The sequence below is a fragment of the Vibrio sp. CB1-14 genome, assembly GCF_040412085.2.
GTDB classification, from domain to species: Bacteria; Pseudomonadota; Gammaproteobacteria; order Enterobacterales; family Vibrionaceae; genus Vibrio; species Vibrio chaetopteri.
Genome location: NZ_CP115920.1, coordinates 2,363,715 through 2,374,873 on the forward strand (window position 1 = coordinate 2,363,715; position 11,159 = coordinate 2,374,873).

General features: G+C 43.5%; 10 protein-coding genes. 2 read left to right on the top strand and 8 right to left on the bottom strand.

Going from position 1 to position 11,159, the window contains the following annotated elements:
• Nucleotides 1–48: 48 nt before the first annotated feature.
• Nucleotides 49–864, bottom strand: a complete 816-nt coding sequence (locus PG915_RS10700) for a sulfite exporter TauE/SafE family protein (protein WP_353496518.1) — start codon at nucleotides 862–864, stop codon at nucleotides 49–51.
• Between the two features lie 152 nt (nucleotides 865–1,016).
• Between PG915_RS10700 and PG915_RS10705 the strand changes: the two genes are divergently transcribed.
• A complete protein-coding gene (locus tag PG915_RS10705) occupies nucleotides 1,017–1,634 on the top strand; it encodes a Crp/Fnr family transcriptional regulator (protein ID WP_353496519.1) in 618 nt (205 codons plus the stop codon).
• A gap of 18 nt (nucleotides 1,635–1,652) precedes the next feature.
• Nucleotides 1,653–2,963 (top strand): anaerobic sulfatase maturase, encoded by a 1,311-nt coding sequence (locus tag PG915_RS10710; protein WP_353496520.1) that lies wholly within the window; start codon nucleotides 1,653–1,655, stop codon nucleotides 2,961–2,963.
• Nucleotides 2,964–3,048: 85 nt separating this feature from the next.
• Here PG915_RS10710 and PG915_RS10715 read toward each other — a convergent pair whose 3' ends face one another.
• From PG915_RS10715 to PG915_RS10745, 7 genes are read right to left on the bottom strand one after another with little or no spacing between them, the layout of a single operon-like run.
• Nucleotides 3,049–4,512, bottom strand: coding sequence for a sulfatase-like hydrolase/transferase (locus tag PG915_RS10715; protein ID WP_353496521.1), 1,464 nt, complete (start codon nucleotides 4,510–4,512; stop codon nucleotides 3,049–3,051).
• A 3-nt stretch (nucleotides 4,513–4,515) separates the two neighbouring features.
• Entirely contained in the window at nucleotides 4,516–6,693 is a 2,178-nt protein-coding gene (locus PG915_RS10720; protein ID WP_353496522.1) for a glycoside hydrolase family 3 N-terminal domain-containing protein, read from the bottom strand.
• 11 nt (nucleotides 6,694–6,704) lie between these two features.
• Nucleotides 6,705–7,166 (bottom strand): hypothetical protein, encoded by a 462-nt coding sequence (locus PG915_RS10725; protein ID WP_353496523.1) that lies wholly within the window; start codon nucleotides 7,164–7,166, stop codon nucleotides 6,705–6,707.
• A 7-nt stretch (nucleotides 7,167–7,173) separates the two neighbouring features.
• Complete coding sequence (locus tag PG915_RS10730) at nucleotides 7,174–7,992, bottom strand: carbohydrate ABC transporter permease (RefSeq protein ID WP_353496524.1); 819 nt, start codon at nucleotides 7,990–7,992, stop codon at nucleotides 7,174–7,176.
• Complete coding sequence (locus PG915_RS10735; protein ID WP_353496525.1) at nucleotides 7,989–8,876, bottom strand: carbohydrate ABC transporter permease; 888 nt, start codon at nucleotides 8,874–8,876, stop codon at nucleotides 7,989–7,991. The genes PG915_RS10730 and PG915_RS10735 overlap by 4 nt, the downstream gene beginning before the upstream one ends.
• Complete coding sequence (locus tag PG915_RS10740; RefSeq protein WP_353496526.1) at nucleotides 8,876–10,156, bottom strand: extracellular solute-binding protein; 1,281 nt, start codon at nucleotides 10,154–10,156, stop codon at nucleotides 8,876–8,878. Before PG915_RS10740 ends, PG915_RS10735 begins: the two co-directional genes overlap by 1 nt.
• Before the next feature lie 10 nt (nucleotides 10,157–10,166).
• A complete protein-coding gene (locus PG915_RS10745) occupies nucleotides 10,167–11,150 on the bottom strand; it encodes a LacI family DNA-binding transcriptional regulator (RefSeq protein WP_353496527.1) in 984 nt (327 codons plus the stop codon).
• Nucleotides 11,151–11,159: the final 9 nt, after the last annotated feature.

The following is an 11,159-nucleotide window of genomic DNA, read 5'->3' on the forward strand; positions in this document are numbered from 1 at the left end:
CAAATGCTTTGAGCTACGCGGTCCACCTTTAAAGTGTCATAAAAAATCTTAAGTAAATAAATACAGTCCACAGCTAATACCAATTATCACTAACGTTATTAAATAGATAGAACTTTCGGACAGTCGAGACATGAATATCGAAGCTATCGGAACACCAGCGAAAGAGCCAATTAAAAATAGCAAAGCCGTATCGAAGTCTGATTGCCCCCCTTTCGCGTAACCGAAAGCCGCAACCGACGATAACAACAGAGCCACAACCACGGAAGAACCTACCGCTTTTTTAATGTCTACATTCAAAAGGTTGGTGAAGATAGGCAGCAGCAAAACCCCTCCTCCAACCCCCGTGGAACCCAGTACTGTGCCGCAAAACATCCCGGACAACACCGCGGTACTTTTTTTGGGCTTACTACACTCAGCCTGATTCGTACCCGCGCGATGGCTAAAATACTTGATTAACACAGATACTAATGACCCAAACATCACTAATAAAACAAGAAACGAAACCAAACTCTGAGTGATCTCGCTATGAACGGGATGTTCATTTAGAAAAACAATGCACTGCGTCACCAACAAGGTTAATGGTAGCGCTCCGAGAAAAAGCAGCGCCATCTGACGCCAAGATACATTGTTAGCTTTTAGATGGAAAAAGGAAGCGTTAACCTTCACCATCGCAGAAATCATACTTGCGGTTCCCACCGCTAATACTGGAGGCATCTCGCAGAAAAATTGCAGCATTGGGATAAGTAATACTCCCCCTCCAACCCCCGTAAGACCGAGACATAAGCCAAAAACAGTGCCAAGTAAAATTTTTAAAATCGAGGCTTCAGAGAACAACAATTCAAACAAAAAACCACTCAGTTCCACTACAACAACTCCAAAGTTAGCCATCCGTTTTACACGGTTTCATTTGGTATCACTTTATCCCCATTGTTTCTGAAAATTTTATGGCGATGGTCATATTTCAGCATTGAAATATCGAGTATCTTGAAGCCAGATTTTCATAATGGTTTACTCTCATGCTCATTGACCCAACGCTCACGGTGGAATCACAGGCCGCACTCACTAGTTACACTCGAAAACAAGTGGTTTACAGAAGCGGTAACTCTGCTAGAGGGCTTTATTGCGTTAAGAGTGGTCAGGTTGGCTTATATCAAGTCACTGAAAGCGGTAAGGAATCGCTACTCCGAATTTACGGACCAGGCAGTTACTTTGGGTATCGCTCACTGTTTACCAACCAAAACTATCCATCGACTGCACGAGCCATGTTGGATAGCGACATTATAAGAATTGACGTTAATGATTTTCAGTCTCTTGATGAATTGGCTCCAGACTTAGCACAGTACCTGATGAAAGAAGTCTGCACTGAGCTAGGTGAAGCAGAAAAAAGGCTGATGCAGTACAACGCTTTTAGCGCCAAAAAGCGCATCCTTGATACCCTCACTCACTTCTTTGAAATGTACCCAGATTACCCCTGGACATATCGGGAAATCGGCGAGTATAGCGGCACAGATATCACGACTGTTATCCGATACTGCAAAGCTCTAAAGGCATCTGGAGTGTTACTCAAAGAAAGCAGAAAACCTAGCCCAGTCGATTTGGACATTTTAGCGGACTTTAGAAAGTCTATTGTTTAGCACACACGATGAAACACTATGCAAAAGATAACCTCCTGCCATGTAATGGCCAAACCCTCGGGATCCGTTTGCAATATCGATTGCAAGTACTGCTTTTATCTTGAAAAAGACAAACTTTATCCAGAAAGGCAGCAAAACTGGCGGATGACTGATGAAACGTTAGAGCTGTTTATCCAACAACACATCGAGGCCCAACAAGGTGAGTTTGTTGACTTCGCATGGCAAGGAGGTGAACCGACTCTTCTAGGGCTAGAGTTCTACCAAAAAGTAGTAGCACTGTGTGACAAGTATGGTGAGGGCAAGTCGATTCGGCACGCGTTTCAAACTAATGGTTTGCAAATTAATGATGATTGGTGCCGTTTTTTTAAACAGCACAACTTTCTCATTGGCGTATCTATCGATGGCCCAGAAGATCTGCACGATCATTACCGCGTAACTCGTTCAAAACGCGGCACACATAGTAAAGTGATGGCAGCGATAACGTTACTCAATAAACACGCTGTAGAGTTCAACACACTCACTGTTATCAATGCTAAAAATGTACATGAGCCGCTTCGCGTCTATCAGTTTCTCAAAGACATTGGCTCAACATACATTCAATTCATTCCATTGGTTGAACGAGAAGTTAGTCGAAGCGAAGAAAGTCTAACACTCGCCAAACCGGGTGATACCTTTTCCCCTGTTACACCGTGGTCAGTGAATCCGAAAGCTTACGCTAAGTTTCTTAACACCATATTTGATTACTGGGTGCGACACGATGTCGGACAAACCTTTGTTCAAAGCTTTGATTCTATGCTGGCATCCTGGCTTGGAGAGCCGGCAGGCATATGCGTTTTTTCACCTCGCTGCGGGCACGCTTTTGCCCTAGAGGCCAACGGTGATCTCTACCAATGTGACCACTACGTTTATCCAGAATACAAACTGGGTAACATCCACGACTCCACCATATTTGCAATGAACAATTCACCCGCAGCAATTCAGTTTGGTAAAGACAAGTATGAAACATTGAATCAGAAATGCCTGAGCTGTCGTTACCGTTTTGCATGCAACGGAGGGTGCCCAAAGCATCGCTTTGAATTAGGTTCAAATGGAAAACCCGACCGCAACTATTTATGTCACGCCTACTACGAACATTTTAAGCATACTGAAAAATCGATGACTGCTATGGCTCACTTGCTAAGACAAGGCCGACCAGCATCCGATATTATGCGCTACTTCCGTCAGCGCACCGATACAAAGCCTGAAGCAGAAAGGAGAAGTATCGGCCGAAATAGCGAGTGTCCTTGTGGCAGTGGTAAAAAATACAAGCGATGTTGTGCCCGGCATTAAAACCCAATCTAAAGCATAAAAACAAAAATAGGGTAACGTTCGTTACCCTATTTTTTTACTTATCGCAGTAGTTCAGCGAGACAACTTATAGTGTTTTCGCAAACTCCGGCACCATGACATAGTCTTCATCATCTGAGCATTTAAAGTTCTGCTCTTTACCCCAGCGCGTTAATAGCTCATTGTCCGCCATTTTTTCCGTATGCAAGTCAACGGCACGCTCTAAGTCCCAACCTTGGTACATCAAGTCAAGCAACGCCTGCACTGTCGTTTCTGACACTTCTCCAATGATGTTGGTCAGCTCATAGGGGTCAGACTCTACATCGAAAAGTAAGTCTTGGGATTCCTTTCCATGGTAGCGAATTAATTTCAAAGGCCCTTTACGGATCATTCGCGCAATGATTGGCGTGCCATCACTTTCGTTATCGATAAGTTCGCTAATCACGTACCTTTCACTATCAACCTCTCCACGATAGATCTCTGAGACCAAACTCTGACCGTCTTGACGACTTGGAGGTTGCGCTCCTGCTAACTCACACAGCGTCGGACCAATGTCTATCAAACTGCTCGGTGACGTCACCTCTTTGGGAGTAATGTTGGTACCAGTGACAAGCATCGGGATCCTCGCCGAGCCTTCAAAGAAGGTATGCTTTCCATAGATTTCACGCTCGCCCATCTGGTCACCATGATCAGAGGTATAAATGAATACATTATCGCGGTCTTGACGCTCACAATAGGCTTCAAATGCGGATTTGACCATACCAACCTGAGTATCAATTTGTTCTACCATTCCACAATAAGCAGCGCGAATGTCGAGCACTTTGGACTCCTCAACCGTATTCTTAAAGTGGTCTGTCATATTCTTCAAATCATCAGGCTGATTATGGAAGCTATGCGGCAACTTAACGCGCGGACGGTATTTATCAAAAAGCGCTTCCGGACAGACGTAAGTACAGTGAGGACCATAGGTGCCGACAACAATCAGCTGGGGTTTTTCATGATCTTGCTGCATGTACTCGATGGCTGTTCTAACCACTTTTTTGTCATACTCAAGGATCGGTGATATGCCCCCTTTCGCCACTTCTAACGAACCTGGAATCGTCAATGAGTCTGCAAAGTCTCCAATCTCACTCTCTATCCAATCTTCACGCGACCACGCCCACATAGATGGAAGGAAATCGCCTAGAATTCTTTTCGTAAAACCGTGCCTTTGGTTATAGCCCAAAAAGTGCATTCTTCCACACAGAACGGTTTCATACCCCTCCGCTCCCAGTGAATGAGCGAATGTGGCCTGATCATCTGCAATCGTACAAAGATTGGTAAATGTCCCAGTTTGGCTTGAATGCTTGCCCGTCATCAATGATAGACGTGCAGGCACGCAAAGAGGATTTGGCGTATAGGCACTTGTGAAATTGACCCCTTCTTGCGCCATAGTGTCCAAAACAGGGGTCTCTACTCTCTCTTGCTCTACCTGAGGACTAGAGCCCAAGTACATACCGTTATGTTGGTCACTAAGAAATACCAGAATGTTAGGTTTTCGGTTTGTTGTCATCGTCTAGTTAACCTCAGTTTGGTAAAGTTGAGAGCTTGTACACTCTAGTGGTAATAAATCATCGGAATTCGGCCCAACCAAGAACGTGACCGCCGATTTTGGATTGACATAATCAGCGATGGTTTCAAAGTAGCCCAATCCATCAATATCCACTTCAAATTCAACATGACGGCTGCTGCACGCTTCGATATCAACACGTTCAAAACCAATCAGCTCTTTCTCTGGGCGAGTACAGCTTGAATATGCTCTAGAAAAATAGAGCTGGCAGATTTCCGTTGCCTTTATTGGTGATAAATTTGAAAGGGTAAAACCAATTTTCACTTTACCATCAGCAACAGACATCAGCTCTACATCGCTATAACGAAACTTCGCATAGCTTAAGCCATATCCAAATGGGTATAACGGTGCTCTATCAACATCCTTATAGCCGCGATAATCGGCAAAATCTCGCATTTTACCCAGTGGTTTCTTGTTGTAGTAAATAGGGATCTGACCCGTAGACTTAGGGAAAGTCATGGTTAACTTACCACTAGGACAAGCCCTACCAAAGAGAAGGTCAGCAACCGCCGCGCCTGTTTCAGTACCACATTGCCAAGCCATCAAATGCGCATCAGCATGGCGAGAGATCGCCTGTGAAGGCATCGGTCTACCGCCGCATTGCACGACAACGAATGGCTTGCCCGTGTTAGCAATGGCCTCAATTGCTTCTTCTTGGCCAGATGGTAGCTTCAACTCAGCAATGTTTCTCGCTTCACCCGAGCTACGATGGCTTTCACCAACACATAGCACCACAACGTCCGCACGATGAGCACTCTCCACCCACTCATCGGTAAGCGCACTGTATTCGGTCAACACGTTTTGCTCGCCGATAAGGTCTTTGATTCCTTGGTAAATGGACACCACATCATCAGACTTGCCGTCTAAACACCAAGAGCCTAAATGCTGTCGCTGAGTATGTGCATGAGGTCCAACGACAGCGACTTTGGTTTCATTTTGGACAAGCGGCAACAAGTTATCGCGGTTTTTCAACAGCACCATACTCTGTTGAGCAAGTTCCTTTGCTCTATTAGTATGTTCAGGTGCACGTTGACACAGCTGAGCTTTCTCTGCATCCACATAAGGATGCTCAAACAGACCAGCTTCAAATTTTACCGTCAAGACGCGACTAACCGCATCATCAATCTGCTGTATAGTCACCAAACCCGCCTCTAACGCTGTGTGCAGATGGTCTTGGTATGCTTCCGATGTCATGGCCATATCGACGCCAGCGTCCAGCGCCATTGCAGCCGCATGAACCTCATCCCTCGCCACGCGGAAATGATGTAAATCTGAAATAGAGCCCCAATCACTCACCACAAACCCGTCAAATCCATGATCTTTCTTTAGCCAACCGTTGATCAAGTCCTTAGATGATGTCACCGGAGTTCCACCTAAGTCATTGAATCCCGACATAAAGGTCTTTACGCCAGCATTAATAGCGGCTTTAAAAGGAGGAAGGTAAACATTAGCTAGGGTGTTTTCTGATATTTCAGTTGTATCGTAGTCGCACCCGCTTTCAGAAGCCCCATAACCAACAAAGTGTTTGGCACAGCTAACTAGGCTGCCAGGGGATGCCAAATCATCCCCTTGGAAGCCTTTAACAACAGCAGCGGCCATAGCACCATTCAAAAGTGGATCTTCACCAAAGCTTTCAATCACTCGGCCCCAGCGAGGGTCTCGTACAACATCCATCATCGGCGCAAAAGTCCAATTGATGCCAAGAGAAGAGGCTTCTAGAGCAACATCGCGGTATGCATCGGTTACCAACGATGCATTCCAAGAACAAGACTGAGCCAACGGAATAGGCAAAACGGTAGACTGACCATAGATAACATCACGGGCAAAGATAACCGGAATACCTAGACGGCTCTGCTCCACGGCAACTCTTTGGATCTCATTGATTTGCTCTGGGTCGACGGTTTCCCCTGGAGCGTTGCCAGCCCATGCTGTATCAGCAAGAATTCGCGATCCAACCAAACCACTGCGGACTTGGCTCAAATATTCTTGTTTCTTACTGTCATACTCCAGCATAGGCGATTGACAGAGTTGACCAATTTTCTCCTCCAGTGACATCAGAGAAAGTAACGAGCTAACACGCTCTTCAGTGGATAAATCAGGGTTGTTGTAATTTAGTGTCATCATCTTCTCAAATCTTACTTTAACTGATAGTCAAAGGCTTCTGTCAATAACTCAGCGGTACTTTCTGCAACAGAGGTGTCCGCTTTAGCAATGGCGCGGTTATATCTCAACTTTGCGGCTTCAAGAACATACTTGTTGTCTAACTCAAGATAAACATCGATAAAGCTATCAAGTTGTTCGTTGGTCATTTTGCCGATAATCTCTTTCGGCTTTGGCTGTGATTCATAATAAAAGCTAGGCTTAGGCTTCATGCCACTTTGTTCCCACGCTTCGATTACTTGCTGATAACCACCGACATAGTCTTCATCAATCCTCAGCTCGATTTTGTCTAGACCTTTTAATGCCTCAATATAATTGCCATCATGTTCTTGAGCTTGCGCATGATGAAAGTAATTAGCCGTCTGCTGGTACACTTTTGCATAAGCACTAATATAAGTAACGGCAACAAACAGAGTTAATAAAATGAGTTTCTTCATAATAAACCTACTTAATACCCACACCAGTAAATGCTTTTACAAAGTTCTTTTGTAAGAAGAAGAACACAATAACAACAGGCAACGCTATCATAGTGGTCATTGCCCACAATTGTTCCACGTTAGCCGCTGGCACCTCGGTTTGGAAGTTATATAAAGCAAGCTGTAACGTCATGAGCGAGTCGTCTCTTACGTAGAGTAGAGGGTTCATAAAGTCGTTCCAGGTATTCATAAAGGTCAGCACGCCAACAGTTGAAAGCGCCGGCTTAATCATAGGAAGAATAATTTTCCAGAAAATTCTAAATTCAGACGCACCGTCGATTCTTGCAGCCTCTAAGTATGCATTATCAATTTGCTTCATAAACTGCACCATAAGAAACACATTATATGCACTAATTGCGGATGGAATAATTAGCACTCGATAGGTATTTATCCAGCCCCAGTCATACATCATCATATAGGTTGGGATAGTAAATAGGATTGCTGGAATCATCATTGATGCCAAGATGATTTTCAGCCAGAACTCTCTACTTGGTAAGTTCGTTTTTACTATCGCAAAGGCAACCATCGCTGAAAACAGTGTGTTCATGATAGTTACAGTGACAGAGATAAAGATAGTATTAAAAAATATACGACCCAGATTCACAGACTTAATGACATCAATATACCCTGTCAATGAGATTGCCTTTGGCAAAGCCGTTGGGTAGTGAAGAATGTCACTTCCATCCTTAAATGAATTCATGATCATATAGAAAAATGGATAAAGCACGATAATACTAGCAAAGCTTAGCAAACCTAATATTAGAATTTGATTATTGTTTACTTTCATGAATTAGAGTCCTTAGTGGTAATCTTTAGTTGAAGCATTGTCAGCATGTAGATAATTGCCGCAAGTAATAGACCGATAGTAGAAGCCGCGCCCATTTCCATCTGTGCAAAACCCGTGTCATATAGATATACAACTGGCGTTAGTGCCGACTGATACGCTCCCCCTTTAAGGTCAAAGTTCATGAATATTTCTGTAAACATCTGAAGGCCATTAATAATATTAATAGTCATAACAAATATGATCTGATTCTTAATCATAGGAATCGTTATCTTGGTAACTTTTCTCCACCATGAAGCACCATCAATATCGGCGGCTTCATAAAGCGACTTATTGATGCTTGCAATGCCGCCTAGAAAAATAATCATTTGTACACCAAACCACTTCCATGAACTGAACACAGCAATGATTGGCATTGGTAGCCACTGGTCAAACTTCCAAAACACCGGCTCATCAATGACACCAAGCTGAGCCATCCCCGTTTGAACTGGGCCGGATGGGCCTGAGATAAAGTCAAAGGCGATCATCGCCACAGTGATCGAAGTAATTACTGGGATAAACATGACCGTGCGGAACAGTCCTCCTAGAAACTTCACTTCGTTAAGCAGTAGTGCTAGCGATAACGCGATAACAAAGCTCAAGGATACGAAAATCACTTGATTGAACAGAACATTCAATAACGACTTCCAAAACATCCAATCCAAAGCAATGTTTATCCAATTCCCAAACCCAATGAACTTCGTCTCTTCCGGGTTGAGAATATTGATACTCAGAAAGCTACTTTCAAAAGATAGAAATAGTGGGTATACCAAGAACACAACAAAAAACAGTAGCCAAGGCAATAAGAAAACGTAGCTCCAAAAATTGGTTCTCATATGATTGATCATTAGTTCTTCCCCTTACCCAATACTTGATTGGCATTTCTTACCGCACTCTCTAGCCCCTGCTCAGGCGTCATTTGGTTATTTAAAACAACCTTGGTGTAGGTATCTAAGATGACGCCCGCAACATCTCCAGCTTGCAAAAATGGTTCGCTAATTTTCGTGGTGTTCAGTTGCTCAACAAAAGGTTTCACGCCTGGGCTTTGATAGTAGGGCTTATCCACTAGTGTGGTTAAGACCGGAAGTTGACCAAGGTACATATTCGCTTTGTGGTTCATGTCATCTTCCATCAGCATTTGGACCATCTTCCAGGAATAGTCTTCTTGCATTCGCGTTCCTTTAAAAATCATCAAAGCTCTACCATCAAGTGTTGAATAGCTCGGCTCACCTTCCTTAAACGTTGGGATTGGTGCTAACGCCACGTCGTCTCCAACAACCATTGGCCTGCCCGCCGCTGAATCCAATAAGTTTTTCCAACCAAATCCGTACTGTGGCCACATACCAATTGAGCGAGAGAAAAAGTTTTTCTCCATTGTCACTGGCGAGTTCGCTTGGACATCCTTCATCATTGTCAAAAACAACTCGAAGTTAGCACCTTGCTTGTCAAACTCGATGGACGTGCCGTATTTATTAAGCAAACCATAATCACCAGAGTTAAAGTTGTAATAAAGCTGAGCTAACATTCCCCAGTACCAGTTCCCTGCGGAAAGCTGCTCATTCCACATGACCGAACCATAAACAGGTGTTCCGTCCTTTCTTCGCGGTAATTGAGAGATGGCTTGCGATGCTTCTATATACTCATCCCAAGTGGTAGGCGGAGAGTCTGGATCAAGACCCGCTTCAACAAATAACTCTTTGTTGTATATCATCAACTGAGTCGTTGCATTCCATGGAACATAGAAGTTTCGACCGAAGTTCTTTACTAGAAAGTTAGGCGCAATTTTGCTCTCCAGCTGCTTGAAATCGTCAAACGATTGATACGATACCAGTAGACCCAATTTCGCGAGTTTGGCAGGTTGGTATCCAAAAACCCCAGCATAAAGATTTGGCGTATCACCCGCTGCGATCCTCGTATCGATGTTCATATCGTTAGATACAACGACCTCGACATTAGGATAACGATGATTGAACTCTGGGATTGCTATTTCATTAAAGAAACTAATGTAGTCTCCTGCAGGCGGCACCATAATATCGATCTTGGTTCGCTCGTTTGTTGCTGTTGCTGTTGCTGTTGCTGTTGCTGTTAAACTAGCGAACATAAGTAGGGAGGTAAGCCACTTCGTCATAATATTCACCTTAAAATGTTTCTCGTCTAATTAGTTCCGCTTGTAACATTCGCATGCTATCTAACCCCTTTTCGCCATTGATGGCATCGAGAACAAGGGTTGCGGCCTGAACACCCATTTTGTATTTGTCGTGACATACGGTTGTAAGCCTTGGCACAATCAGGTTGGCCATTTGAATGTCATCAAATCCCACTAAACGCATATCTGTTGGAATCGAAATGTTGTGCTTATTTGCAGCTCTAATGATTCCAATTGCCATTTCATCGTTACTCGAAAAGATCGCTTTAGGTGTTGTCCTTTTAAAAAGTTGGTCTGCTTTCTCATAGGCTATTTCATCTTCAAATTCAGCATTAATAATGCACTCCTTTTTAATGCTAATATTGAAATACCCTAGAGCAGACAAACACCCTGCCAACCTCTTTTGACTATCGTAACTATTCTCTGGACCAGAGAAAAAATACACTTCACTTTCACCACTATTAATAAGCTCTTTAACCGCTAAGAAAGAACCCCCAAAGTTATCAATAAGCAGTGAGTAAACGTTGTCGGAATGAATTTCTCTATCGAGAACAACAAAGGGAAGTTGCTCCGATGCTTTATTGATTATTACTTCATCAGGTATTTCACTAGAGAGAATAATTGCACCATCGATATACTCATTGTTCAGGTATCGTTCTAATGTACCCGGTTCTTGGTTCGACAAGCTTAGTGCCATGACATCATAACCTTTAGCATGCAGTTGTTTCTCAATGCCTTTTACGACCTTACTGTAGACTGGGCCGTACCAAGAATTAAAAAATAGACCTACACACTTATTGTTATTGCTCTGTGTTAACTTCTTTACCCTTTCTGGGTAATAACCAAGTTCATTCGCGACATCAATTATTCTTGCTCGTGTATCCTTTCTAACTTTTTCGCCACCATTTAGAGCATACGACACAGTAGAGATAGATACGTTGGCATTCTTCGCGACATCTTTAATTGTAGCTTTCATTGCAAACCT